This is a genomic window from Nocardia sp. CY41, from assembly GCF_009829325.1.
Taxonomy (GTDB): domain Bacteria; phylum Actinomycetota; class Actinomycetes; order Mycobacteriales; family Mycobacteriaceae; genus Nocardia.
Genome location: NZ_VUOS01000003.1, coordinates 68,996 through 93,165 on the forward strand (window position 1 = coordinate 68,996; position 24,170 = coordinate 93,165).

At 69.8% G+C, this 24,170-nt stretch carries 24 protein-coding genes; 14 read left to right on the top strand and 10 right to left on the bottom strand.

Annotated elements, in window-relative coordinates; genetic code table 11:
* Window positions 1-73 precede the first annotated feature (73 nt).
* The 8 genes from infB to truB all read left to right on the top strand — a co-directional run bounded on the left by infB (window position 74) and on the right by truB (window position 9,475).
* A complete protein-coding gene (gene infB, locus GVY64_RS04505) occupies window positions 74-3,097 on the top strand; it encodes a translation initiation factor IF-2 (RefSeq protein ID WP_159839048.1) in 3,024 nt (1,007 codons plus the stop codon).
* A 75-nt stretch (window positions 3,098-3,172) separates the two neighbouring features.
* Window positions 3,173-3,463, top strand: coding sequence for a DUF503 domain-containing protein (locus GVY64_RS04510; protein WP_159839050.1), 291 nt, complete (start codon window positions 3,173-3,175; stop codon window positions 3,461-3,463).
* A gap of 88 nt (window positions 3,464-3,551) precedes the next feature.
* A complete protein-coding gene (gene rbfA / locus GVY64_RS04515) occupies window positions 3,552-3,995 on the top strand; it encodes a 30S ribosome-binding factor RbfA (protein ID WP_159839052.1) in 444 nt (147 codons plus the stop codon).
* A gap of 13 nt (window positions 3,996-4,008) precedes the next feature.
* Window positions 4,009-5,010, top strand: a complete 1,002-nt coding sequence (locus GVY64_RS04520; protein WP_159839054.1) for a DHH family phosphoesterase — start codon at window positions 4,009-4,011, stop codon at window positions 5,008-5,010.
* Between the two features lie 448 nt (window positions 5,011-5,458).
* Complete coding sequence (locus GVY64_RS04525) at window positions 5,459-6,751, top strand: MATE family efflux transporter (RefSeq protein WP_236566624.1); 1,293 nt, start codon at window positions 5,459-5,461, stop codon at window positions 6,749-6,751.
* 58 nt (window positions 6,752-6,809) lie between these two features.
* Window positions 6,810-7,769: a metallophosphoesterase family protein gene (locus GVY64_RS04530; protein ID WP_159839057.1), complete on the top strand. Its 960-nt coding sequence runs from the start codon at window positions 6,810-6,812 to the stop codon at window positions 7,767-7,769.
* 138 nt (window positions 7,770-7,907) lie between these two features.
* Window positions 7,908-8,576 carry a 4'-phosphopantetheinyl transferase Npt gene (npt, locus tag GVY64_RS04535; RefSeq protein ID WP_159839059.1) on the top strand — a complete coding sequence of 223 codons (669 nt, stop codon included), beginning with the start codon at window positions 7,908-7,910 and terminating at the stop codon, window positions 8,574-8,576.
* Window positions 8,576-9,475: a tRNA pseudouridine(55) synthase TruB gene (truB, locus tag GVY64_RS04540; RefSeq protein WP_159839061.1), complete on the top strand. Its 900-nt coding sequence runs from the start codon at window positions 8,576-8,578 to the stop codon at window positions 9,473-9,475. The genes npt and truB overlap by 1 nt, the downstream gene beginning before the upstream one ends.
* Before the next feature lie 119 nt (window positions 9,476-9,594).
* On the opposite strand, the gene GVY64_RS04545 is transcribed toward truB, so the two are convergent.
* Window positions 9,595-10,194, bottom strand: coding sequence for a TetR/AcrR family transcriptional regulator (locus GVY64_RS04545; protein WP_159839063.1), 600 nt, complete (start codon window positions 10,192-10,194; stop codon window positions 9,595-9,597).
* Between the two features lie 134 nt (window positions 10,195-10,328).
* On the opposite strand from GVY64_RS04545, the gene GVY64_RS04550 reads away from it, so the two are divergent.
* Window positions 10,329-10,739, top strand: coding sequence for a DUF4345 domain-containing protein (locus tag GVY64_RS04550; protein WP_159839065.1), 411 nt, complete (start codon window positions 10,329-10,331; stop codon window positions 10,737-10,739).
* Window positions 10,740-10,875: 136 nt separating this feature from the next.
* On the opposite strand, the gene GVY64_RS04555 is transcribed toward GVY64_RS04550, so the two are convergent.
* Window positions 10,876-11,736 (bottom strand): hypothetical protein, encoded by an 861-nt coding sequence (locus GVY64_RS04555; RefSeq protein WP_159839067.1) that lies wholly within the window; start codon window positions 11,734-11,736, stop codon window positions 10,876-10,878.
* 58 nt (window positions 11,737-11,794) lie between these two features.
* Window positions 11,795-12,397 carry a hypothetical protein gene (locus tag GVY64_RS04560; RefSeq protein WP_159839069.1) on the bottom strand — a complete coding sequence of 201 codons (603 nt, stop codon included), beginning with the start codon at window positions 12,395-12,397 and terminating at the stop codon, window positions 11,795-11,797.
* Window positions 12,398-12,728: 331 nt separating this feature from the next.
* Here GVY64_RS04560 and GVY64_RS04565 point away from each other — a divergent pair, with 331 nt between their 5' ends.
* Complete coding sequence (locus GVY64_RS04565) at window positions 12,729-13,151, top strand: EF-hand domain-containing protein (protein WP_159839071.1); 423 nt, start codon at window positions 12,729-12,731, stop codon at window positions 13,149-13,151.
* Window positions 13,152-13,220: 69 nt separating this feature from the next.
* Here GVY64_RS04565 and GVY64_RS04570 read toward each other — a convergent pair whose 3' ends face one another.
* Genes GVY64_RS04570 through GVY64_RS04580 form a run of 3 tightly spaced genes read right to left on the bottom strand, consistent with a single transcriptional unit; the run spans window position 13,221 to window position 15,365 of the window.
* Complete coding sequence (locus GVY64_RS04570; protein WP_159839073.1) at window positions 13,221-13,892, bottom strand: GntR family transcriptional regulator; 672 nt, start codon at window positions 13,890-13,892, stop codon at window positions 13,221-13,223.
* Window positions 13,879-14,610: a maleate cis-trans isomerase family protein gene (locus GVY64_RS04575; protein WP_159839075.1), complete on the bottom strand. Its 732-nt coding sequence runs from the start codon at window positions 14,608-14,610 to the stop codon at window positions 13,879-13,881. Before GVY64_RS04575 ends, GVY64_RS04570 begins: the two co-directional genes overlap by 14 nt.
* Window positions 14,611-14,624: 14 nt before the next feature.
* Complete coding sequence (locus GVY64_RS04580; RefSeq protein ID WP_159839077.1) at window positions 14,625-15,365, bottom strand: maleate cis-trans isomerase family protein; 741 nt, start codon at window positions 15,363-15,365, stop codon at window positions 14,625-14,627.
* Window positions 15,366-15,451: 86 nt separating this feature from the next.
* Between GVY64_RS04580 and GVY64_RS04585 the strand changes: the two genes are divergently transcribed.
* Together GVY64_RS04585 and GVY64_RS04590 are read left to right on the top strand one after the other, a co-directional pair.
* The gene (locus tag GVY64_RS04585; protein ID WP_159839079.1) at window positions 15,452-16,417 is read left to right on the top strand and encodes a D-2-hydroxyacid dehydrogenase; all 966 of its coding nucleotides are present in this window, start codon (window positions 15,452-15,454) and stop codon (window positions 16,415-16,417) included.
* A gap of 12 nt (window positions 16,418-16,429) precedes the next feature.
* The gene (locus tag GVY64_RS04590; protein ID WP_159839081.1) at window positions 16,430-17,830 is read left to right on the top strand and encodes an amidase; all 1,401 of its coding nucleotides are present in this window, start codon (window positions 16,430-16,432) and stop codon (window positions 17,828-17,830) included.
* Between the two features lie 344 nt (window positions 17,831-18,174).
* On the opposite strand, the gene GVY64_RS04595 is transcribed toward GVY64_RS04590, so the two are convergent.
* Complete coding sequence (locus GVY64_RS04595; RefSeq protein WP_159839083.1) at window positions 18,175-18,669, bottom strand: DUF3830 family protein; 495 nt, start codon at window positions 18,667-18,669, stop codon at window positions 18,175-18,177.
* A gap of 61 nt (window positions 18,670-18,730) precedes the next feature.
* Entirely contained in the window at window positions 18,731-19,972 is a 1,242-nt protein-coding gene (locus GVY64_RS04600; RefSeq protein WP_159839085.1) for an aspartate aminotransferase family protein, read from the bottom strand.
* 132 nt (window positions 19,973-20,104) lie between these two features.
* On the opposite strand from GVY64_RS04600, the gene GVY64_RS04605 reads away from it, so the two are divergent.
* Both GVY64_RS04605 and GVY64_RS04610 read left to right on the top strand, forming a co-directional pair.
* Window positions 20,105-21,577, top strand: a complete 1,473-nt coding sequence (locus GVY64_RS04605; protein WP_201297903.1) for an NAD-dependent succinate-semialdehyde dehydrogenase — start codon at window positions 20,105-20,107, stop codon at window positions 21,575-21,577.
* Between the two features lie 10 nt (window positions 21,578-21,587).
* Window positions 21,588-22,670, top strand: a complete 1,083-nt coding sequence (locus GVY64_RS04610) for a tartrate dehydrogenase (protein ID WP_159839087.1) — start codon at window positions 21,588-21,590, stop codon at window positions 22,668-22,670.
* Between the two features lie 190 nt (window positions 22,671-22,860).
* On the opposite strand, the gene GVY64_RS04615 is transcribed toward GVY64_RS04610, so the two are convergent.
* A complete protein-coding gene (locus GVY64_RS04615) occupies window positions 22,861-23,565 on the bottom strand; it encodes a metal-dependent transcriptional regulator (protein ID WP_159839173.1) in 705 nt (234 codons plus the stop codon).
* A gap of 166 nt (window positions 23,566-23,731) precedes the next feature.
* Window positions 23,732-24,151: a hypothetical protein gene (locus tag GVY64_RS04620; RefSeq protein WP_159839089.1), complete on the bottom strand. Its 420-nt coding sequence runs from the start codon at window positions 24,149-24,151 to the stop codon at window positions 23,732-23,734.
* Window positions 24,152-24,170: the final 19 nt, after the last annotated feature.

Here is a 24,170-nt window from a genome sequence, read left to right on the forward strand (position 1 = left end):
GAGATAACCCGAGGTCGTGCGGGCCGCCGTCCCCAGAACGGTGGGGCTGCTCGACCTCTCAGTGAGGAGAGCAGTGGCAGGCAAGGCCCGCGTGCACGAGTTGGCCAAAGAACTCGGTGTCACGAGCAAGGAACTACTCGCAACGCTCAAGGAGCAGGGCGAGTTCGTGAAGTCGGCGTCCTCGACGGTGGAAGCTCCCGTCGCGCGTCGGCTGCGTGAGTCGTTCGCGGCGAAATCCGCCCCGTCCAACGGCAACAAGTCGGGTGCACGCCCCGGACCGTCCGGCCGTCCGGCCCCCAAACCCGCGGGCGGTGGCCCGCGTCCCGGTCCCCGTCCGTCGGCGCCCACTCCGGCGCCCACCGCGCAGGAGACCGCCGCCCCCGCCGCGCGCACCGGCGAATCCCCGGCCGTGAAGCCGGGCCCCGCCGCGCGTCCGGGACCGTCCCCGGCGTCCAAGCCCGCCACCCGGGAAACGATCACCCCGCAGGCCGCCGCGGCTTCGGGCGCGACCGCGAGTTCCGCGCCCGCGCCGGCCGGTCCGCGGCCGACGCCGGGTGGCCCGCGCCCTGGCCAGCAGCAGCGACCCGGCGCCCCCGCCCCCGGTGGCCAGCGCCCGGGTGGTGCGGGTTCCGGCCCGCGCCCGGGGCCGAAGACCCCGCGCGTCGGTAACAACCCCTACTCGTCCGCTCCCGAACGTCCCGCGCCGCGTCCTGCCCCCGCTCAGGGTGGCCCGCGTCCGGGTCCCGCTCAGGGTGGCCCGCGTCCCGGTCCGGCCCAGGGCGGTCCCCGTCCCGGTCCGGCCCAGGGTGGCCCGCGTCCGGGTCCGGCTCAGGGTGGCCCGCGTCCGGCGCCCGGTCCGGGTGGTCCGCGTCCCGGCGGCCCGCGGCCGAGCCCCGGCTCGATGCCGCCCCGTCCTAATCCCGGCGCGATGCCGTCGCGTGCGGCGCGTCCCGGTGGCGCCGGAGGCCCCGGCGCCGGTCGTCCCGGCCGCCCCGGTGGCGCCGGTGCGGGGCGTCCCGGTGGTGGCGGCGGCGGTGGCTACCGCGGTGGTGGCGGTGCCCCCGGTGCGGGTGCCGGTGCGCCCGGTGCCGGTGGTGGCGCGGCCGGTGGCTTCCGCGGTCGTCCCGGTGGCGGCGGCGGTGGCGGCGGTCGTCCGGGTGGTCCCGGTGGCCGCGGTGGCGCGGCCGGCGCGTTCGGCCGTCCCGGTGGCGCGCCCCGGCGTGGTCGCAAGTCGAAGCGGCAGAAGCGGCAAGAGTACGACTCGATGCAGGCGCCCGCCGTCGGCGGCGTGCGGCTGCCGCGTGGCAACGGCGAGATCATCCGGCTCGCCCGCGGCGCGTCGCTGTCGGACTTCGCGGAGAAGATCGACGCGAACCCGGCCGCGCTGGTGCAGGCTCTGTTCAACCTCGGTGAGATGGTCACCGCGACCCAGTCGGTGAACGACGAGACCCTCGAGCTGCTCGGCAGCGAGATGAACTACGTCGTCCACGTGGTCAGCCCCGAGGACGAGGACCGCGAGCTGCTGGAGTCGTTCGACCTCACCTACGGCGAGGACGAGGGCGGCGAGGAGGACCTCGAACAGCGTCCGCCGGTGGTCACCGTCATGGGCCACGTCGACCACGGTAAGACCCGACTGCTGGACACCATCCGCAAGGCCAACGTCCGCGAGGGCGAGGCAGGCGGCATCACCCAGCACATCGGCGCCTACCAGGTGCTCACCCACCTCGGCGACGAGGACCGGCTGATCACCTTCATCGACACCCCCGGTCACGAGGCGTTCACCGCCATGCGTGCCCGCGGTGCGAAGGCCACCGACATCGCGATCCTGGTGGTCGCCGCCGACGACGGCGTCATGCCGCAGACGGTGGAGGCGATCAACCACGCGCAGGCGGCCGACGTGCCGATCGTCGTGGCGGTCAACAAGATCGACAAGGAAGGCGCGAACCCGCAGAAGGTTCGTCAGCAGCTCACCGAGTACGGCCTGGTCGCCGAGGAATACGGCGGCGAGACCATGTTCGTCGACATCTCCGCCAGGCAGAACCTCAACATCGACGCGCTGCTCGAGGCGGTCCTGCTGACCGCGGACGCGGCGTTGGACCTGCGGGCCAACCCGGACATGGACGCGCAGGGTGTGGCCATCGAGGCGCACCTCGACCGCGGCCGCGGCCCGGTGGCCACCGTGCTCATCCAGCGCGGCACCCTGCGGGTCGGCGACTCGATCGTGGCGGGAGACGCCTACGGCCGCGTGCGCCGGATGGTGGACGAGCACGGCGAGGACGTCGAGGCGGCATTGCCGTCGCGGCCGGTCCAGGTCATCGGCTTCACGTCGGTGCCGGGTGCCGGTGACAACCTGCTCGTGGTGGACGAAGACCGGATCGCGCGGCAGATCGCCGACCGGCGCAACGCGCGCAAGCGCAACGCGCTGGCCGCACGCAGCCGCAAGCGGATCAGCCTGGAAGATCTGGATGCCGCGCTGAAGGAAACCAGCGAGCTGAACCTGATCCTCAAGGGCGACAACTCCGGCACGGTCGAGGCCCTCGAAGAGGCGCTGCTCGGCATCCAGGTGGGCGACGAGGTGCGGCTGCGGGTGATCGACCGCGGCGTCGGTGGCGTCACCGAGACCAACGTCAACCTGGCTTCGGCGTCGAACGCGATCATCATCGGATTCAACGTCCGCGCCGAGGGCAAGGCCACCGAGCTGGCCAACCGCGAGGGCGTCGACATCCGGTACTACTCGGTGATCTACCAGGCCATCGACGAGATCGAGAAGGCCCTCAAGGGCATGCTCAAGCCGATCTACGAAGAGGTCGAGCTGGGTCGCGCCGAGATCAGGGCGATCTTCCGTTCGTCGAAGATCGGCAACATCGCCGGTTGCATGGTCACGTCGGGATCGGTCAAGCGCAACGCCAAGGCGCGCCTGCTCCGGGACAACGTGGTGATCGCCGAGACGATGACGATCTCGTCGCTGCGCCGGGAGAAGGACGACGTCACCGAGGTCCGCGAGGGCTTCGAGTGCGGTATGACGGTCACCTACGCCGACATCAAGGAAGGCGACATCATCGAGGCCTACGAGCTGCGCGAGAAGCCGCGCGACTGATAGACCGAGACGAGACCGGACGCCGCGCGAAGAGCGCGGCGTCCGGCCGGTCTTTCTGAACTGGGGAGGGTAAGGGTGTACCTGGGTGCACTGGAGTTCGATCTGCTGCTCGGCGACGTGCATTCGCTGAAACAGAAGCGCTCGGTGATCCGGCCGATTCTGGCCGAATTGCAGCGTTACGGTGTGAGTGCCGCCGAAGGTGGGGAACACGATCTATACCGTCGTTCGCTGCTGGGCGTGGCCATGGTCAGCGCGGGCATGGACCACCTGACCGAGGTGCTGGACAGATGTGAACGGCACGTCGCGGCCCGTCCGGAGTTACAGTTGCTGGCGGTGCGCCGCCGAATCTTCGGTCCCGAGGACTGACCGCGGCGCAGCGACGGAGCTCGGGTGGCGGCACCGAGCCACGCGACGACCGCCACCGAACAGAGTTGATAGTGAGGAGGAAACGGCCATGGTGGACCAAGCCAGGGCACGCCGACTCGCCAAGCGGATCTCCTCGATCGTCGCGACCGCGATCGAATACGAGGTGAAGGACCCGCGGCTGCGTTTCGTGACCGTTACCGACGCCAAGGTCACCGGCGATCTCCGGGAGGCGACGGTGTACTACACCGTGATGGGCGAAACGCTCGACGCCGAACCGGATTACGACGGCGCGGCGGCCGGACTGGAGAAGGCCAAGGGCGTCCTGCGTTCCAAGGTGGGCGCGGGAACCGGGGTGAAGTTCACCCCCACGCTGGCATTCGTACTGGACACCGTGCCCGACGCGGCACGGCAGATGGAGGAACTGCTCGCCAAGGCGCGGGCCGCGGACGATGCGGTCGCCAAGGTGGCCGCCACCGCCAGGCCCGCGGGCGACGCCGACCCCTACAAGGTCGAACGCGACGCCGACGAGTGACATGCGGTAGTCGATGACGACGATGCGGGAAACGGCCGGTTTGGACGCGGCCGTCGCGGCGCTGGACGCCGCGGGCTCGGTGACCATCGTCTGCCATGTGCAGCCCGATGCGGACACCATTGGAAGTGGTCTCGCGCTGGCGTTGGTCCTGCATCGGCGCGGGATCCCGGTGCAGGTGTCGTTCGCCGAGCCGGCGGAGTTGCCCGTATCGATGCGGTCGCTGCCCGGCGTCCGGCATCTGGTCGCGCCGGCCGACGTGCGTGCCGAGGTCGACCTGCTGGTCACGGTCGACTGCGGCAGCGCGGGCAGGCTCGGCGCGCTGGCCGACCGATTGCCCGGCGCCGCAACGACAATGGTGATCGATCACCACCGCTCGAACACACGTTTCGGAGTGATCAACCTCGTCGACCCCGGCGCGGAATCCACCACGAGCGTCATCGCGCGGTTGCTCGACGCGTGGGGCGTGCCGATCGATGCGGAGGTGGCGCACTGCCTGTATGCCGGTCTGGTCACCGACACCGGTTCTTTCCGGTGGGTGCGGCCGGGTACCCACGAATTGGCGGAGCGGCTGCTGGCCACCGGGATCGACGGCGCGGAGATCGCGCGCACTCTGATGGACACCCACCCGTTCGGGTGGCTGCCCATGCTGTCCCGGGTGCTCGGGACGGCGCAACTCGTTCCCGAGGTCCGCGGCGGTGTGGGGTTGGTGTACGCGTTCGTGCGTCGCGACGACATCGATGACGTGCGGTCGGAGGAGATCGAAAGCGTGATCGATATCGTGCGCACGACCGCCGAGGCCGGAATCGCCGCGGTATTCAAGCAATCTCGGGTCGTGCCGGATCGGTGGACGGTGTCGCTGCGCTCGCGCGACAGCGGATCGTGCGCGGGTGACGGGGTCGACGTCGCGGAGGTGGCGACGGGATTGGGCGGCGGCGGCCACCGTTTCGCCGCCGGATACACCGCTTACGGCTCGCCCGACGATCTGGTCGGTGCGCTGCTGGCCGCGCTCGGGTGACCGTGGGTCTCGAATTCGGCATGGCCGCAGCATGTTCCCATCGCCGGATCGTTCCGTGGCCGGAGCGGTGCACGGACAGCTCGGCTTCGGTGGCATTCGGGCATGACTGTGCCGTCGCGCTCGACCGCCGGGCCGGTGGGGCGATCAGCGTCGGGGCCTGCCGACCTGCCCGCACCGGCGGTCCGCTCTCCGCGCCCGGATGTTTCAGCCTCCGCGCGCTGTTCGGGAGATGTCGCTGCGAGGTCGGCGCGGCCGGTGATGGTAGGGCTCGGGCGTACGCAGCACAGTTCGTCGGTGGGTCGTGCGAACGCGGGACGACGGCGGGCTCTGCTCGGGCCGAGCAGCGGAGGTGCCGGTGAAGGCCGAGAGTCCCAGTGGCGAGGAGGTCAGCGGTCCGGTCGGGCGCCCGGTCGGCGTCGACCGAGCCGCCGCAGCGGGGCCCAAGCGCATCCTCGGGCTCGCGTTGCCGACCCTCGGCGTGCTGGTCGCCGAACCGATCTACCTGCTGTTCGACCTGGCCGTGGTCGGCAGGCTCGGCGCGCTCGCGCTGGCCGGGCTCGCCGTCGGCGGATTGATTCTGGCGCAGACGAGTTCGCAGCTGACCTTCCTGTCCTATGGCACCACCGCGCGCTCCGCGCGTCGCCACGGCGCGGGCGACCACCCTGGGGCCGTCGCCGAAGGCGTGCAGGCCACCTGGATCGCGATCGCCGTCGGCACCGCGATCCTGCTGCTCGTTCAAGTGCTCGCGGTGCCGGTGACCAGCGCCATCGCCGGCGGCGGCGATATCGCCCCGGAAGCGCTGGGCTGGGTGCGGATCGCGTTGTTCGGCGTGCCGCTGATCCTGATCTCCATGGCGGGCAACGGGTGGATGCGCGGCATCCAGGAGACGCGCAGGCCGCTGGTCTACGTGGTCGCGGGCCTGACCGTATCGGGCATGCTGTGCCCGGTGCTGGTGCACGGACTCCTCGGTGCGCCGCACCTCGGCCTGCCCGGTTCGGCGGTGGCGAACGTGGCGGGTCAGATCGTCACCGCGGTCCTGTTCCTGAACGCGCTGATTCGCGAGGGCGTTCCCCTGGCACCGCACTGGTCGGTCGTGCGGGCGCAGCTCGTGCTCGGTCGCGACCTGATCGTCCGCAGCTTCGCCTTCCAGGCGTGTTTCGTCTCGGCAGCCGCGGTCGCCGCGCGGTTCGGCGCCGCGTCGGTGGCGGCCCACCAGCTGGTGCTGCAACTGTGGAACTTCCTGGCGCTGGCCTTGGACGCGCTGGCCATCGCAGCCCAGACGCTCACCGGCGCCGCTCTGGGCGCGGGCGACGGCACCGGCGCCCGCGGGATCGCGCGGCGCGTGACCCGCTGGTCGGAGATCTTCAGCCTCGGGCTCGCCGCCTGCTTCGCGGCGGGGGCGGTGGCGATCCCGGCGCTGTTCACCGACGATCCCGATGTGCTCGAGCGCGCGCACGTGGTGTGGTGGTTCTTCGTCGCGCTCATTCCGGTGGCCGGCATCGTCTTCGCCCTCGACGGCGTGCTGCTCGGCGCGGGCGACGCGGCGTATCTGCGCACCACCACGCTCGGCGCCGCGTTGCTCGGGTTCCTGCCCGCCATCTGGTTGTCGCTGGCCTTCGACTGGGGAGTGGCCGGAATCTGGTCCGGCCTCGCCGCGTTCATGATGTTGCGGCTGATCGCCGTCGCGTGGCGGGCGCTGTCGGGCCGGTGGGCCCTGGTCGGCGTCGAGATGCCGAGGTGACCGACACCCGGCTCGGCCGGTGCGTGCGAATCCGGACGGATGTGCCAAGGTAGGTGTGGTGATACCCAAGTTGATGGCGGTGAGCGACATTCACGTCGGGCACCAGGGGAATCGGCCGGTCGTCGAGCAGATCACGGCGGACTCGCCGGAGGACTGGCTCATCGTGGCCGGCGACGTGGGGGAGAAGACCGAGGACATCCGGTGGGCGCTGGAGCTGCTGCGCGGCCGGTTCGCCAAGGTGATCTGGGTGCCGGGCAACCACGAGTTGTGGACGACGGCGAAGGACCCGGTGCAGATGGCCGGGGTGGCGCGCTACGACTACCTTGTGTCGATCTGCCGTGACCTGGATGTGCTGACACCGGAGGACCCCTTTCCGGTGTGGCAGGGCGCGGGTGCGGAGGAGCACGGCGGAGCGGTGACGCTGGCGCCGATGTTCCTGCTGTACGACTACTCGTTCCTGCCGGAGGGAGCCACCACCAAGGCGGAGGGCCTGGCGATCGCGCGTGAACGCAACGTGGTGGCCACCGACGAGTTCCTGCTGTCGCCGGAGCCGTATCTGACCAGGGACGCGTGGTGCCACGCGCGGGTGCAGGTGACCAAACGCAAGCTCGACGCGCTCGCCCCCGGCACCCCGCTCGTGCTGATCAACCACTTCCCGCTGGTGCGGCAGCCGACCGACGTGTTGTTCTACCCGGAGTTCGCGCTGTGGTGCGGCACCGAGCTGACCGCCGACTGGCACACCCGCTACAACGTGGTCTGCTCGGTCTACGGTCACCTGCACATCCCGCGCACCTCGCATTACGACGGCGTCCGGTTCGAAGAGGTCTCGCTCGGCTACCCGCGCGAATGGCAGCGCCGTGGCCTTCCCGACCGACTGCTGCGTCAGATTCTGCCGACCCCGCAGTACCCGCCGGGCACCCTGAACAAGTGGGGCGGGCACTTCCAGGTGACGCCGGAGATGGAAGCCGCCGCCGCGGAGATGCGCAGTAAAGCGCAGCAGCGGCGCGGGCTGGCATAGTCCGCTCACGGAGGTGCAGTCGATCGACACCAGCCTCCCTCGCACGTGTCCATGGCTACGTCGGAGGTGCGGCCGTGGCCTCGGGCGGCACATGGCGCTGCGATCCCACCTGGTGCGGCTCGACTACGCTCGTCGGTGATGATCGAGAACATTCTGCCCGCGGGTGTGGCCTCGGCCGAGCTGCTGGCGTACCCCGAGGATCTGCGGCCGCATCCCGCCGAGGAACATCTCATCGCCAAGTCGGTGGAGAAGCGGCGCCGCGACTTCATCGGCGCGCGGCATTGCGCCCGGCTGGCGCTGACCCAGCTCGGCGAGCCGCCGGTGGCCATCGGCAAGGGTGAGCGCGGCGCTCCGGTGTGGCCGCGCGGCGTCGTCGGCAGCCTGACCCACTGCGACGGCTATCAGGCCGCCGCGCTGGGACACAAGCTGCGGTTCCGTTCCATCGGCATCGATGCCGAGCCGCACGCCACCCTGCCCGACGGCGTGCTGGACTCGGTCAGCCTGCCGCCGGAGCGGGAGTGGCTGAAGACCACCGATTCCCCGCTGCATCTCGACCGGTTGCTGTTCTGCGCGAAAGAGGCCACCTACAAGGCGTGGTTTCCGCTCACGGTGCGCTGGCTGGGCTTCGAGGACGCGCATATCACGTTCGAGATCGAGGACAGCACCGCCGATTCCGGGCACGGCAGCTTCCATACCGAGCTGCTGGTGCCCGGGCAGACCACGGACGGTGGGACGCCGCTGCTGTCGTTCGAGGGCCGTTGGCTGATCACCGACGGATACATCCTGACCGCGATCGCGCACGTCTGATGGACGGACTCGGCGGGCTGCTCGTCATCGACAAGGCCGGCGGCTGGACCAGCCACGACGTCGTCGCGAAATGCCGCAAGCTGCTGCACACCAAGAAGATCGGCCATGCGGGCACCCTCGACCCGATGGCGACCGGCGTGCTGGTGCTCGGCGTGGAGCGCGCGACCAAACTGCTCGGCCTGCTCACGTTGACGACCAAGGCGTACACCGCGACCATCCGGCTCGGCCAGGCCACCAGCACCGACGACGCCGAGGGCGAGGTGCTCACGACGATCCCGTCCGGTCACCTCGCCGACGACGACATCGCCGCGCGGACCGCGGAATTGACCGGCGACATCGACCAAGTGCCTGCCACCGTGAGCGCGATCAAGGTCGACGGCGAGCGCGCCTACGCCCGCCACCGTGCGGGCGAAGACGTGCAGTTGGCCCCACGGCCGGTCACGGTGTCGCGGTTCGACGTGCTCGCCCGGCGCGACGTCGGCGATTTCGTCGATCTGGACGTGGTGGTCGAGTGCTCCTCGGGCACCTATGTGCGGGCACTGGCCAGGGACCTGGGCGCCGCGCTCGGCGTCGGCGGCCACTTGACCGCGTTGCGCCGTACCAGGGTCGGTCCTTTCACGCTCGAGCACGCCCGCACCCTGGACGAGTTGGCCGCCGCCGCGGAGATGGGCGTGCCGCCGCTGAATCTCGACATGGACGCGGCGGTCCGAACCGCGTTCCCGCTCCGGGACATCGACGAAAAGCAAGCCGACGACCTGCGCAACGGCCGCTGGCTGGATCCCGTCGGGATAGCCGGTGTGTACGCCGCCATCGACCCGGAAGGCCGTGCGATCGCGCTGCTGCGGGAAAGCGGCAAGCGAGCCGCGTCGGTCATGGTGGTGCGCCCGTCCAACCTCTGAGATATCTCGGCGGTTCGATCCCGTCTCGGCGGACGCAACGCGGCAAGATCGGTTCGAGAACGGGAGCAATCCCGTCGCGGCGTCAGTGCCGTTGCGTCGCCGGCCGATCAGCCCGAAGGTTATCCCGAGCTGTCCGCGCCGGTGATGTCGATGACCGGCCGCAAAGCGCCGAGCAGCGCGCCGAGTGAGATCTCCCGCATCTGGGCTCGGGTCGGTGTGCCGTGCTCCAGCCAGTCGACGGTGAGCACCCGCACGAAGGTCAGCCAGCTCGTCAGGATCGCCGAGACGGTGGCGCGCAGCGGTCCCGCCAATCGCAGTGCGTCGAGCACGCGCTCGCGCAGTTCGCCGAGTTCGCCCGCGATGATCGCCTGGATGGTGGGGTCCGCGGCCAGCACGCGGTTGGCCGCGAGCACGCTGTTGGCGTTGGCCTCGAAGTAGTCGAAGTGCGTGTCCAGGCCGGCGGCGAGCTGGTCGGCCACGGGTGCTTCGGCGTCGAATGTGGTCGCGACCAGCAGTTGCTCGGAGGCGAGCTGGTAGACGGCCGCGAACAAGTCGCGCTTGCCAGGGAAGTGGCGGTAGAGCAAGGCGCGGGACACGCCGGCCTCGGCGGCCACGTCCTCCATGAGTACCGCGTCGTAGGGCCGGTCCGCGAACAGCTTCGCGCCTGCGTCGACGAGCACGCGGCGGCGCTCCTCGGGGGACAGTCGGCGGCGGGTCACCTCGTGAGCTTAGTTGACGCGTGTCTACTACAAGCCGTAGGGTCTTAGTAGACAAACGTCTACTAAGCGGTGGTCGGTAGAAGGCGCTGTTCGCCCCGCATGCCGAACACTTCGCGTGCATCCGGGAGGCATGTATGTCCAGCGCACTCAAATGGCTGTCCATGGTGATGGGCGTCGCCTGCGTGGCGATCGGAATCCTGCACATAGCACTCGGTGTCGACTCGGTGCCCGACATGGGTTCGGCCGGAGTGACCGCCGACAGCCAGAGCCGGTTCTTCGGTGCCATCTTCGCCGGGTACGGCCTCGCGTGGATCTGGGCCGCGCGGCAGTCGCCGATACCCGCGGCGGCGGTGCGCCTGCTGGCCGGGATCTTCCTGCTCGGCGGGGTGGCCCGCTTCGTCTCGGTCGCCGTGTACGGCTGGCCACACTGGTTCCAGATCGTTTTGACCCTCATCGAACTCGTGCTTCCCCCGGTCTACTTCTGGCTCGCCGACGCCGACGAGAAGCGGCTCGGCTCGGCGCCTCGCGTGCTCGCCGCGGATTGAGGTCATTGCCGGTGATTTCGCCGGCCGCGGCGGTGGCAGTCACGGCGGCAACGAGATTCGTGTCCCCGGGTGATCCGTGGAGCGCTCAGCGGGGGTCCTGTGCGTCACGGCGCCCGCGGGGCGACGGGTGCGCTGCTCAGCACATCGCCGGCGGTTTCGCGGTGGCCGGCCTGGTGAACTCCAGTCGCATGGCGCCCGATGCACTGCGCGACAGCACCATCGCGGAGCCTTGTGTGCGGGACCAGGTCCGCGGGACCGTGACGAGATTGTCCCCGGCCATCATCACCAGGACCAACCCGTCGTAGCGGTAGCGGTAGACGGAATCGGGAGTGGTGCAGGCCGTCGCCGTGACGCCGGGAGCGCGCAGATCCAGAGCTTTCTCGGCGTAGATGGTCAGTCCGGGAGCTGTGCGCAGAGTCTCCGTTTCGAATCGCTGCGCGCGGCCTACCCCCACGGCCAGGGAGTAGTCGGTTGCGCCCCAGAAGAAGCTGCCCGCGACGAGCAGGAAGACCAGCCCCCATTCCAGCGGTGTGGTCGTCGACGGTGCCGTCATCGATCCGGCGGCGAGTTGGCGGCGGCGGGTGCGCACGACGCCCCACAGGAGCAGCAAGCCGATGATCGAGCAGGACGGCGCCACTCCGATCGTCCAGTTCAGCGGGTTGTCGAACCAGAGTTGCGACAGTCCGTTGAGCAACAGCAGCGCACCGGCGATCACCCCGGCGATCAAGACCCATTTGGGCAGGGCTCCGTGCGCGACCACGGGCGGGATCGCCACCCTGCCCCACGTGAAGGCCAGTGTGACGACCGCGCACACCGCCAACGGGACGAACAACCCATCGGCGCTGCGCATGACGTAATCGGTCGTGCTGAATCCCAGCACTTGAGAGTCGATTCCGAAATATCCGCAGAATCCGCGAGCGTGGAAGAACCCCCAGTAGAACAGCAAACCCGCCAGCAGCGTAGCCGGAGCGACGAACTGGCCGAGAACCTGCGCCATCTGGGAGAGGTCGGCGAAGGTGGACGAACCTTCGCGAGGCCGGTCAGGGGGTGGCGGGTCAGCCGCCATTGCGCGTCGAAGTCGTCGGTGGCGCAGTGGTGACCGGGGGCTTCGTCGTGGTGGTCGTGGTCGGTTGTCCGGTACCGCTACCGCTTCCCGAGGTGTCCTCCGGCACGCAGGTCTTCGTGTAGACGGTGATCACTCCGCCGGAGTCGATGGTGGCGTCGGGGGGTATTCCGGCCGAGGGCAATGGCGGGTCGACTCCGACGAAGGACTCGTAACCCTTGGCCACCGGCGTCCCGTCCTCTGTAAGCGAGCAGGTCGGCGTCGGTGCCGAATTCTTCGCCTTCTTCGTGACGGTCACGCAGTCGACAGGCAATTTCTTCTCGTCGCAGTTTCTGGCCATTTGGGCCCGTATGTCGGTCACGACTGCGTCGGCCGGATCGCCTTGGCTGAAATTGAATTGGGCGAGGTCGACCGGAATCCCCTTCGCGCCACGACCGCCGTTGTCGGAGCCGCCGGGGTTGCCGGAGGCGCCCTCCGTCGCCGCGGCCTCGGGTATGCCCGGCTTTCCCTCGGCAGGTGGCGTGTCACCGTCACCGTCACCGCAGCCGGCGAGGACGGCGAGGACGGCGAGGACGGCGGCTATCGCCACGAACACCAGGACTATCCGTGACCCGACGCGCTTTTCCCGTTCGACGCCCATGAGATGTGCCGATCCACTTGTGCGATATCCGGTCAGGCCGGCGTACCGACCCATTGTCCAACGCCGGAGCCGCTCACGCAGCCCAATGCGGAGACTGTCGGTCGAGTGAATGGGTGGACGCGGCGTGGAACCTCATGGGCCGCAAGTGTCGTGCCGTAGCCGATCGGAATGGCGCGAGGCAGCTTCCGGGATCTGCTCGACAATCGCACCCCGGCAGCGGAATCCGTACAGTGTGGGATGGTCGCGCGGCGGCCGCAGTCGGGTAGTGGTAGCGAAAGTGGCGAGCATGAGTGACGCGCCGGTGGACACGTTCGGGTTGTGGGACCGTGACGGGGACGGGCTGGTGTCGGTGCAGGACATCACCGCGGGCATTCGGGCGCTCGGTCTGGAGGTCGACGAGGCGGCGGTGGAACGGCTGGTCGCGGCCGCCGACACCAATGGCGACTTCCTGGTCTCCCGAGCCGAATTCGACGCCGCCCTGGTGGGCGGGCGTATCGAAGTGACCGACGCCGACGCCGCGTTCAAGGTGTTCGACGTCAACGGCGACGGCCGCATCTCCGTCGAGGAGCTGGAATCGCTCATCCGCCACGTCGGCGCCGGCCGGATCGACGAACCGGCCGACGCGTTGCTGGCCGCCGCCGACACCGATGGCGACGGCTTTCTCTCGCTGCCGGAATTCCGCGCGCTGCTGGATTTCCTGACCCGGTAACGGCACGCACGGCGCAGCCGGGCTCGAACCGTCGAACTGTCCGCGCCGGACCGAGCGAAGTCGGGGCGCTCAGCCGTGGCCGCCGATCTGGTGGCGCAGGCGCTGCACGGCGTCGTCCATGTGCTCGACGAGCAGCGCGCGGGCGCGGGCGGGCTCGGCGGTGGCGATCGCTTCGCGCAGACCGACGTGCTCCTGGGCCTGCTCCCGCAGGTCCGGGTAGGTGGTCTGCAAGGCGCCCAGGCACATCCGCGTCTCGATCAGCAGGGTGCGGGCCGCGCGCACCAGCCGCGGGCTGGCCGCGCTCTCCACCAGCGCCTCGTGGAAAGCCTGGTCGGCCTCCGACACTCCCACCGCGTCACCGCGTTCGGCGCACGCGACCATCTCCTCGACGCTGGGGCCGAGCGCCTCGTAGGCGATCGGGCGGCGACCGTCCAGGATCAGTTCCAGCGCGCCGCCTTCCAACGCGGTCCTGGCGCGGTAGATGTCCACGACGTCGTCGAGACTCAGTTCGATGACGAAGATGCCGCGGTGCCGGATGCTGTGCAGCAGGCCCTCGGACACCAAGCGCTGCATCGCCTCGCGCACCGGCCCCCGGGAGACCGCGAATCGCGCGGCGAGGTCGGCTTCCCCGAGCTGCGACCCGGGCGCGAGACTGCCGCGCATGATCGCCTCGCGGAGCCGATCGGCGATCATCTCCGCGGTCGACTGCCGGTTCACCGGCTCGAAATCAACGACGGACATCGATCTGCCTTTCCGCGAACAAGGTGCCGAGCCCGGCGACGACCGGCTCGGCGCCGGCCAGCCGCAGACCCGCCCAGATCGTGACCTGATTGGCCGTCAGCACCGGTTTGCCCAGCGTAGCCTCCAGGTCCGGCAGCACCGCGAGGGTGTGCATCGCGGTGTCCGGGATGAGCAGCGCCTCCGCACCGGGGTGGTCGTTGTCCACTGCCAGTCGCAGGACCTGGGCCGGGGTGAGGGTGCCGACTTCGGCCGCGGTGTCGATCCCGGCGCTGGACATCGAGACGACGTCGATGCCCGCGTCGGCCAGAAACTCCACGAACAGCCGGGCGACCTCGTCGGGATAGCTGGCGGCGACGGCGACGGTGCGCAGTCCCAGCGCGTGCACGGCGTCGGCGAACGCGATGCTGGTGCTGGTCGCGGGCACGCCCGCGACCTCGGCCAGCGCGCGCGCCTGGTCGCGGGCGCCCGCGGGACCGTAGACGAAACTGCCGGACGTGCAGGCCCAGACGATCGCGTCCGGGCGGTGCCGGTCGAGCAGCGCGGCGCCTAGGCGCAATTTCTCCGGACTGCCCAGTTCCAGCAGTTCAGGGATGGCGTGCAGATCGGTGCCGTAGATGTGGGCTACGGGGAGGTGCGCGCCGAGCGCCGCCGCCGCGAGCGGGTAGTCGTCCTCGGCCGCGTGGTCGGGGTAGATGAAACCGACGGTGGGTGCGTGCATGCGATGTTCTTCCTTCAGAAAACGTTGAGCAGCCACTTGCCGGGGCCCATCATCGGGAGCTTCATCCGGCCGAGGCATGCCCACATGGTCAGCTGGTTGGCGGTGAGCACGGGCTTGCCGAGGGCCTGCTCCAGCGGCTCTATCACGTCGTAGGTCGGCAGGTTGGTGCAGCTGACGAAGACGGCCTGCGCGGCGGAATCGTCGGCGCCGACGATGCGTTCGGCGATTGTGCGGTAGCTGACCTTCCAGATGCCGCCGCCGAGCCCGAGGTGATCGGAGCGCACCACCGAGCATCCGGCTTCGGCGAGGAATTCGTGCAGCCGGTGGGTCAGGATCTCGTCGTAGGGGGTGAGCACCGAGATCCGGGTGAGGTCCAGATGGCGAACCGCTTCCAGCAACGCGCCGGAGGTGGTGACCGCGTCCTGCGCCCCGGCCCGGCAGATGGTGTCGCGCAACGACTTCTCATAGGCGAGGCCCTTGATGAAGCTGCCCGACGTGCACAGATAGGCGACGACTTCGGGCTCCACGTGCATGACGTTCCGGGTGGCCGCGGTGAGATGCGCCGTGTCGGACACCAATTCGGCCATCTCCAGCGACACCGGGACCGGTTCGTAGGGGGTACGGGCCAGGTGCAGGCTCACCTCCAGCGGCGCCCAGCGCCAGAGCTCTCGTTCGAGGGCGAGATCGAACGGTGCGATGATCCCGATACCCCGTTGTGCAACGGGCCCCTCGAGGTCGGGAAAGCTCAGATCCACTACGGCCCCTCTCGCGCTCAGCCGGGACGACCTCCGAACACGATCGGATTGTTGACAATCATACGATGCCCTCTTAGTGTGTCAATGTGGAACAGGGCCCGATTGTCGTCGTCCTGCACAGTGACAGTGTGCCCGACGCCGAACGAATGGACCGAGTAGCAGGCCGCGCCACCCTCCGGTACACCGAGGCACCCGGATTGGCCGACGCCCTGCCCGGAGCGGAGGTCTTGTTCGTCTACGACTTCCGCACGCGGGCGCTGCCCGGCGCCTGGCATGCCGCCGACCGTCTGCGCTGGGTGCACATGGGGTCGACCGGCGTCGACCCGGCGATGTTTCCCGAGCTGCGAGCCAGTGACGTGGTGGTGACCAACACCCGAGGCGTCTTCGACGCGGCGATCGCCGAATACGTGCTCGGACAGATTCTCGGCTTCGCCAAGGACCTGTCCGGCTCGCTTCTGCTGCAGCAGCGGCACGAGTGGCGGCACCGGGAATCCGAACGGGTCGCGGGAGCGACGGCGCTGATCGTCGGCACCGGCTCGATCGGACGCCACATCGCCCGGTTGCTGCGCGCGGTCGGGATGTCCGTGCGCGCCGTTGGCCGACGGGCACGCGCGTCGGATCCGGATTTCGGTGAGGTCGCCACCGACCTGCACGCCGAACTGGCCCGTGCCGACTACGTCGTCGCGATCGCGCCCCTCACCGAGCAGACCAGGAACATGTTCGACGCCGCCGCCTTCGCCGCGATGAAGCCGCACGCCAGGTTTGTCAACGTCGGCCGTGGGGAACTCGTTGTGACCGACGATCTCGTCGCCGCGCTGCGCACCGGATCGATCGCCGCGGCGGCGCTCGATGTGGTGGACCCCGAGCCGCTTCCCGCCGATCACCCCCTGTGGGAACTGCCGAACGTCCGGATCACCCCGCACAACTCCGGTGACTTCATCGGATGGCGCACCGAGATCGTCGACGCGTTCACCGAGAACTTCGACAACTGGATCGCCGGACGTCCGCTGGACAACGTGGTCGACAAAAGGCTGGGGTACGTGCCCGGCTGAAGGAGCCCATCCATGAGCTACCCCGACAAGAACCATCCCACCGACCCGACCGCCATGACCGCGGTCGAGCTGGTCTCGGCCTACGCGGCGGGTGCGTTGTCGCCCGTCGAGGCGACCGAGGCGATCCTGCGCGCGATCGCCGACCGCGACCCCGCGCTCAGCGCCTTCTGTCTCGTCGACCACGACCGCGCCTTGGTGCAGGCGAAGGATTCCGAGGCGCGCTGGCAGTCCGGCCATGCCAGGGGCCTGCTGGACGGCGTGCCCGTCTCGATCAAGGACGTCTTCCTGACCGAGGGCTGGCCCACCCGGCGCGGGTCCACATCGATCGACCCGGCCGGGCCGTGGCCGGTGGACAGCCCGGTGGCGGCGCGGTTGCGCGAGGACGGCATGGTCTTCCTCGGCAAGACCGCCACCCCGGAGATCGCATGGAAGGCGGTCACCGACAGCCCGCTGGCCGGTGTCACCCGCAATCCGGCCGACCCGTCCACCACCGCGGGTGGCTCCTCCGGGGGAAGCGCCGCGGCCGTCGCGGCGGGCCTCGGCCCGGTCTCGGTGGGCACCGACGGCGGTGGCAGCGTGCGCATCCCGGCCGCCTTCTGCGGCATCGTCGGATTCAAGCCCACCTACGGCCGGATTCCGTTGTTCCCGGCCAGTCCGTTCGGTCCGCTGGCGCACGCGGGCCCGATGACGCGCTCCGTCGAGGACGCGGCGCTGCTGATGGACATCCTGTCGCTCCCCGATCCGCGCGATCCCACGGCGCTGGCTCCCACGCTCACCGTGTTTCGCGCCGAAATGCAACGCGACGTGCGGGGATTGCGGGTGGCGTACTCGCCGACGCTCGGCTACGCCACGCTCGACGCCGAGGTCGCCACCATCGTGGACGCGGCGGTGGCCCGCCTGGCCGACGCCGAACTGCGGGTCACCGCCGCCGATCCCGGCTTCGAGGATCCGCGCGAGGCATTCGAACTGCTCTGGGCCGCCGGCGCGGCCGCCATGTTGTCCGGTTTCCCGGAAGGCACGCGCGACCGGGTGGACCCCGGGCTGCGCGCGGTCTGGGAGCGCGGTGAAACTCTCACCGCCGTCGACTATCTCGCCGCGCGCAACGTGGCGGCGCAGATCGGCATCACGATGGGGCGGTTCCACACCGACTACGACGTGCTGATCACTCCGACGGTGCCGATCCCCGCGTTCGAAGCGGGACATGACGTGCCACCGGGCAGCGGCCTGCGCAGCTGGCCCGAATGGACGCCCTTCACCTACCCGTTCAATCTCACCCAGCAGCCCGCGATCAGCATCCCGGCGGGTACCACGAGCGCGGGTCTGCCGGTCGGGCTGCAGATCGTCGGTCCGCGCCACTCGGACGATCTGGTGCTCGCGGTGGCCCGCTACGCCGAATTCGTGCTGGCTTCCTGACTGCGCGCGGCCCGGTGACGTGCTGCCACCGGGCCCCGTGACGTCGGTCAGGGGAGCGGTCCGCGTGGCATGGGTCCGGGCCGGTGTCGCGCCGGGCTGCGGGATCGGAGCTGCGCACAGTGGATCGGAAGCAGCCGTGGGTGGGAGGCGGCGTGCGAAGCCGGTCCGCAGGTGTGGTCGTGGTTGCCTTGACCATCGCCACGACAGTGCTGTTCACGCAGCCCGATCCGACCTCGCCGGATGACGTCGGAAACGTGGCGTATCCGAACGGACCAGCCGGATAGGAGATCGAGCGGCGAGGGCCTGAATTCCGGTATCACACCGCGCGCTCAGGCCCTCGAGCTTCAAGCGCGGGCGAAGGCGAGCGTTTCGCCTTGGACGCCGTGCAACCACAGCGTGTTGCACGCCGCGGCGATCTCGGCGAGCCCTTCCTCGATGGTGGCGAAGACATTGCCCGGCACCCAGCCGAGATCGCCGTTGATCAGCAGATTGTTGCGGCCGTAGAACAGCGCGAGATCGGTGGCGCCGCGCTCGTGCTCGGCCGCGGAGCCGGGCTCGTAGCCGTACGCCGGATTGCCGATCTCCCACGGCTCGAAATCGAACAGGCACACGTCGCCGGGGATCGGCGTGACCGTCGGATTCTCCCGATGCGGGGCCGCGCCGATCCGCGGGAGCAAGGTGTACACCTCGTTGCGGGCGTACTTGGCGTGGAAGGCGTCGCCTTCCAGTGGCAGGGCGTTCCACACCGCGGCGCAGGTCTGCGGCGCTTCCTCGTCCAGCAGACGAGCGCGGCAGGTGACCGCGGCTTTGGTGAGTGCGATGGTGATGTAGCGGGTCATGCGGTGCTGCTTCCTGATCGGTGCCCGCCGGGCGGGCACAGTGGACGGTGCTGGTCGCGAACTACAGCTCGGCGAGCACCTCGGACCAGATCGCCAGGGCGTCCTCGATCTGCGTTTCGGTCACGATCAGCGGCGGGATCATCCGCACTACGTTCATGTGCGCGCCGCAGGTCAGCAGCAGCAGACCCTTGTCCACCGCGGCGCGCTGGGCAGCCGCGGCGGTGGCGGTGTCGGGTTCGCCGGTGGCCGTGGTGAACTCGGCGCCCGCGAGCAGCCCGAGGCCGCGCACGTCACCGATCGCCTTGGTGGCGCTGTCGCGCAGACCACCCAGCAGTTGTGCCCCCCGCGCGGCCGCGTTGGCCACCAACCCTTCGGACTCGATGACATCGAGCGTGGCGATCGCCGCCGCGCACGCCACGGCGTTGCCGCCGTAGGTGCCGCCCTGCGAGCCCGGCCACGCCCGCGCCATCAGCTCTCGTGGGGCCGCGATCCCGGACAGCGGGAAGCCGCTGGCCAGTCCCTTCGCGATGGTGATCACGTCGGGACGGACGTCGAAGTGCTGATGGCCGAAGAACTTCCCGGTGCGGCCGAAGCCGGTCTGGATCTCGTCGAAGACCAGCAGGATGCCGTGCCGGTCGGCGCGTTCGCGCAGCCCGCGGAAGAACTCGGTGTTGCCCGGGACGTACCCGCCTTCACCGAGCACCGGCTCCACGAGGAACGCGGCGGTCTCGGCCGGCGAGGTGAGCGTGGCGAACAGATAGTCCAGTTCCCGCAGCGCGAAGGCGGTGGCTTCCCGCTCGCTCCAGCCGTAGCGATAGGCGGTGGGGAACGGCGCGACGTGCACCCCTGGCATGAGCGGGCTGAATCCGGCCGAGAAGCGGGTGCCGGAGGTCGTCATGGTGGCGGCGGCCACGGTGCGGCCGTGGAAGCCGCCGTGGAAGACGACGACGTTCGGCCGTCCGGTGGCCTGGCGCACCAGCCGCAGCGCGGCCTCGACCGCCTCGCTGCCGGAGTTGGCGAAGAACAGCGCGTCCAACCCTTCGGGCAGCACCGCGCCGAGCCGCTCGGTCAGCTCCAGCAGGGGACGATGCAGCACGGTCGTGTACTGGCCGTGGATCAGCGAAGCCACCTGTGCCTGTGCGGCGGCGACCACCTTCGGGTGGCAGTGGCCTGTGCTCGTCACGCCGATGCCTGCGGTGAAGTCTAGGTAGCGGCGTCCGTCGGTGCCGTAGAGATAACACCCCGCGCCGTGGTCGACGGTCACCGGAGTGGCCTGTTTCAGGATGGGCGAGAGCTCGGTCATGGTGATTCGCCTCCCGGAGCGGGTGGAAGGGAAAGCTTGTCTATTGTCGGATTGTCGACAATATGCATAACATGGCCGCACGGGTCGCAGCAATGGCCGGATGCTGCGCGGTGCCGGAAGGAGCCACCGACCATGCTCACCGAGAGCGCACTGAGCGCAGCCGAACGGGCGGCGATCGACACGGTGCCACGCGGCTTGTTCATCCAGGGGCGGTGGCGGACGACGGCCAGGACACTGCCGGTCTTCGATCCGGCGACCGGCGAGGTGCTGTGCGCGGTGGCCGACGCGGACCCGGCCGACGGTCTCGCCGCGCTGGACGCGGCGTGCGCGGCGCAGCGGGACTGGGCTGCCACGCCACCGCGCGAGCGCAGCGATCTGCTGATGCGCGTGCATCGCGCGTTACTGGCCGAGACCGACCGGCTCGGGCTGATCGCGACGCTGGAGATGGGCAAACCGCTGGCCGAGGCGCGCGGCGAGATCGCCTACGCCGCCGAGTTCTTCCGCTGGTTCGCCGAGGAGGCCGTACGGTTGGACGGCGGGTACATGCCCGCGCCGACCGGCGGTTCGCGTTTTCTCGTGGCCCGGCAGCCGGTCGGGCCCAGCCTGCTCATCACGCCGTGGAACTTCCCGGTGGCCATGGGCGCCCGCAAGATCGCGCCCGCGCTCGCCGCGGGCTGCACGTGCGTGGTGAAACCCGCTGAGCAGACGCCCCTATCGATGCTCGCGCTGGCCGAGGTGCTGGCCGAGGCCGGGCTGCCCGCCGGGGTGGTGAACGTCGTGACGACGGCCGATCCGGCGGCGGTGATGACGCCGCTGATCCTGGACGCCCGCTCGCGCAAGTTGTCGTTCACCGGCTCGACGGCGGTCGGCAAGCAGCTGCTCGCGCAGTGCGCGCGGACGGTGATGCGCACGTCGATGGAACTCGGCGGCAACGCCCCGCTGCTGGTGTTCGACGACGCCGACTTGGACGAGGCGGTCGAGGGCGCGCTCGCGGCGAAGATGCGCAATATCGGTCAGGCGTGCACCGCCGCCAATCGCATCCTCGTGCAGCGCGGCATCGCCGACGTCTTCGCACGCCGACTCGCCGACCGGATGGCGGCTCTGCCGAGCGGGCGGGGCACCGAGCCGGACGTCGTCGTCGGCCCGCTGATCGACGCCGAGGCCGTCGACAAGGTGCAGCGCTTGGTCGACGACGCTCGAGCTCGCGGTGCCACGGCGCTCACCGGCGGGACAGCGCTGCCCGGACCGGGCACCTTCTATCCCGCGACCGTCCTGATCGATGTCCCCGACGACGCCGGGCTGTGCCACACCGAGATCTTCGGCCCGGTCGCCGCGATCGGCGTCTTCGACACCGAGGACGAAGCGGTGACCAGGGCCAACGACACCCCCTACGGGCTGGTGAGTTACGTGTTCACCGAGAACCTCCGGCGCGGCCTGCGCGTGTGCGAGGCGCTGGAGACCGGCATGGTGGGTCTCAACCAGGGCGTGGTGTCGAATCCGGCCGCGCCGTTCGGCGGTGTCAAAGAGTCCGGGCTCGGCCGCGAGGGCGGGCTGACCGGGATCGACGAGTTCCTGGAGACCAAGTACATCGGAGTGCGACTGTGAAGGAGCGTCAGTGAGCGGGTATCGCATCGCCACCATCCCGGGTGACGGAATCGGAGTCGACGTCACCGCGGCGGCGGTGCGCGTGCTCGATGCCGTGCTGCCGGGACTGGAATGGACCGAATTCGACTGGTCGTGTGAGAACTATCTGCGTACGGGGGCGATGATGCCGCCCGACGGCCCGCAGCGGCTGGCCGGCTTCGACGCCATCCTGCTCGGCGCCGTCGGCTTTCCCGGTGTCCCCGACCACGTCTCGCTGTGGGGACTGCTGATCCCGCTGCGCCGCGCCTTCGGTCAGTACGTCAACCTGCGCCCGGTGCGCCTGCTGCCCGGCACGGAGTCGGCGCTGCATGACCGGAACGCCGCCGACCTGGACATCCTCATCGTGCGGGAGAACTCCGAAGGCGAGTACTCGCGGATCGGCGGCATCCACAACGAGGGCCGTCCCGACGAATTCGTGCTGCAGGAGTCGGTGTTCACCCGCACCGGGTGCGAGCGGATCATCCGCTACGCGTTCGAGCGGGCAGCCGAACGGTCCGGACGGTTGTGCTCGGCGACGAAGTCGAACGGGATCATCCACTCGATGCCCTACTGGGACAGCGTCTTCGACCGTATCGCGACCGAATACCCTCAGGTGCGGACGCGGCAGATGCACGTCGACGCGCTGGCCGCCGAACTAGTGCTCCACCCGGACCGGCTGGACGTGATCGTGGGCTCGAACCTGTTCGGCGACATCCTCTCCGATCTGGCCGCCGCCGTGACCGGCGGACTCGGCCTGGCGCCGTCGGGCAACATCAATCCCGAGCGCACCGGCCCCTCCATGTTCGAGGCCGTGCACGGCAGCGCCCCCGACATCGCGGGCCAGGGCATCGCGAACCCGGTGGCGCAGATTCTCGCGGGCGCGATGTTGCTCGAGCATCTCGGCGAGTCCACCGCGGCCGCCGCGATCGATCGAGCGGTCTGCGACGTCCTCGCCACCGGGGAAGTCCGCACCCCGGATCTCGGCGGCACCGCGACCACCACCGACCTCGGCGACGCCGTCGCCATCCGCGCGGCCGAGCTGGCTCGTCACGCCACCACGGCCGACATCGGCTGACCCGTTTCACTCGCCTGCCATCGGCTTCGGTCTCCACTGATCACTCACCTGCGGTCGTGCCGGAAGTGATCATCGACGTCACCCGCTGGGTTCGGCGTCCACATCCTCGACCGGCTGTGCGCGCACGCAGGATGCCGCCTTTCGACCCGCTCGGCCGGTGAACTCGGAGGCTCCCGGTGGAAGTGACCGGTCAGGCGGTAAGCCAGATGGCCTCGGCCGCGGGGCGCCCGAGGTCGGTGGAGGACTCGGTGGCGCCGATGCGGATGGCGATGGTGCCCGCGAAGTCGCGGCGTTCCACGACCGCGATGGTGGTGTCCAGGGCGATGCCGACGGAGTCGAAATAGCGCAGCATGTCCGGATCGGCGTCGGAAATGCGCGCGACCCGGCCGGATTCGCCCGCATGGAAGTCGCTGAGCTGGCGCGCGGGCGGAGTGGGAACCGCGCCGTCCACCGAGGGGATCGGATCACCGTGCGGATCGCGATCGGGGTATCCGAGTTTGGCGTCGATCCGGGCCATCAGCAGCTCCGAGACGGCGTGCTCGAGCACCTCGGCCTCGTCGTGCACCTCATCCCAGCCGTAACCGAGCTCGTTCACCAGGAACGTCTCGAGGAGCCGGTGCCTGCGCACCATCGCGACGGCGGCGCGGCGCCCCTCGGGGGTGAGGGCGATCGCACCGTAGCGGGCGTGCTCCACCAGGCCTTGGTCGGCGAGTTTGCGGACCGCTTCGGACACGGTGGAGGCCGACACGCCGATCCGCTCGGCGAGCAACTTGGTGGTCACTTTCTCCTGCGACCACTCCTGCGCGGTCCAGATGACCTTGAGGTAGTCCTGTGCGACCGACGAGAGCACCGGCGCGATCGTCGCGGTACCGCCCTGCGCCGGGGCGTCGGCCAACTCGCGTCGCGTGGCGATATCTCGTTTACCTGGCACACCCCGAGCTTAGGCACTGGCGTGCCGATCCACACATCGTCGACCCCGTCGTCGCCCGATCGCGAACGAAACGCGATTCGCCGTTCATTCCCGGGTGCGCGCGCCGAGAACGTCGTCCGCGGCGGGCGGGTCACACGGTTCTCGAAAGATCCAGCGCATCGCGATACGCGGCCACGCCGTCGAATCGCGCACCGGTGAGCCGTGCGGTGGCCGGTGCGCCGACCGGTGCGCCGGAGAGGTCGTAGAACGTCGCCGAGGCGGATCCGGAGAACCGGTCACCGGCCACGTCGAACTCGAAGGCGACGATTCCCTTGCGCACGACGGAGGGGTCGGCACGATCCACGGTGAACTCCAGGAACGCGCCGGTGACCCGGGAACCGTCGGCTCGCCAGCTGCCCATGCCGTTGCTGTCGCTGGTGGCGCGATTGCCGTGATCGGGGTTCGACTGCAGCATCGTGCCGCCCGGGTGGAACTGCATCACGTGGTAGCCGAACGGAGCGCCGTCCGCGACCACCTCCCACGTGCCCAGCACCGGATGCCGATCATTCATGCGGTGTCCATTTCGGCAT

Coding starts and splice junctions, on each gene's coding strand:
- rbfA (WP_159839052.1), top strand. CDS start 3,552: ATGGTGGACCAAGCCAGGGCACGCCGACTCGCCAAGCGGATCTCCTCG.
- GVY64_RS04520 (WP_159839054.1), top strand. CDS start 4,009: ATGACGACGATGCGGGAAACGGCCGGTTTGGACGCGGCCGTCGCGGCG.
- npt (WP_159839059.1), top strand. CDS start 7,908: ATGATCGAGAACATTCTGCCCGCGGGTGTGGCCTCGGCCGAGCTGCTG.
- truB (WP_159839061.1), top strand. CDS start 8,576: ATGGACGGACTCGGCGGGCTGCTCGTCATCGACAAGGCCGGCGGCTGG.
- GVY64_RS04550 (WP_159839065.1), top strand. CDS start 10,329: ATGTCCAGCGCACTCAAATGGCTGTCCATGGTGATGGGCGTCGCCTGC.
- GVY64_RS04555 (WP_159839067.1), bottom strand. CDS start 11,736: ATGGCGCAGGTTCTCGGCCAGTTCGTCGCTCCGGCTACGCTGCTGGCG.
- GVY64_RS04565 (WP_159839071.1), top strand. CDS start 12,729: ATGAGTGACGCGCCGGTGGACACGTTCGGGTTGTGGGACCGTGACGGG.
- GVY64_RS04570 (WP_159839073.1), bottom strand. CDS start 13,892: ATGTCCGTCGTTGATTTCGAGCCGGTGAACCGGCAGTCGACCGCGGAG.
- GVY64_RS04575 (WP_159839075.1), bottom strand. CDS start 14,610: ATGCACGCACCCACCGTCGGTTTCATCTACCCCGACCACGCGGCCGAG.
- GVY64_RS04590 (WP_159839081.1), top strand. CDS start 16,430: ATGAGCTACCCCGACAAGAACCATCCCACCGACCCGACCGCCATGACC.
- GVY64_RS04595 (WP_159839083.1), bottom strand. CDS start 18,669: ATGACCCGCTACATCACCATCGCACTCACCAAAGCCGCGGTCACCTGC.
- GVY64_RS04600 (WP_159839085.1), bottom strand. CDS start 19,972: ATGACCGAGCTCTCGCCCATCCTGAAACAGGCCACTCCGGTGACCGTC.
- GVY64_RS04605 (WP_201297903.1), top strand. CDS start 20,105: ATGCTCACCGAGAGCGCACTGAGCGCAGCCGAACGGGCGGCGATCGAC.
- GVY64_RS04620 (WP_159839089.1), bottom strand. CDS start 24,151: ATGAATGATCGGCATCCGGTGCTGGGCACGTGGGAGGTGGTCGCGGAC.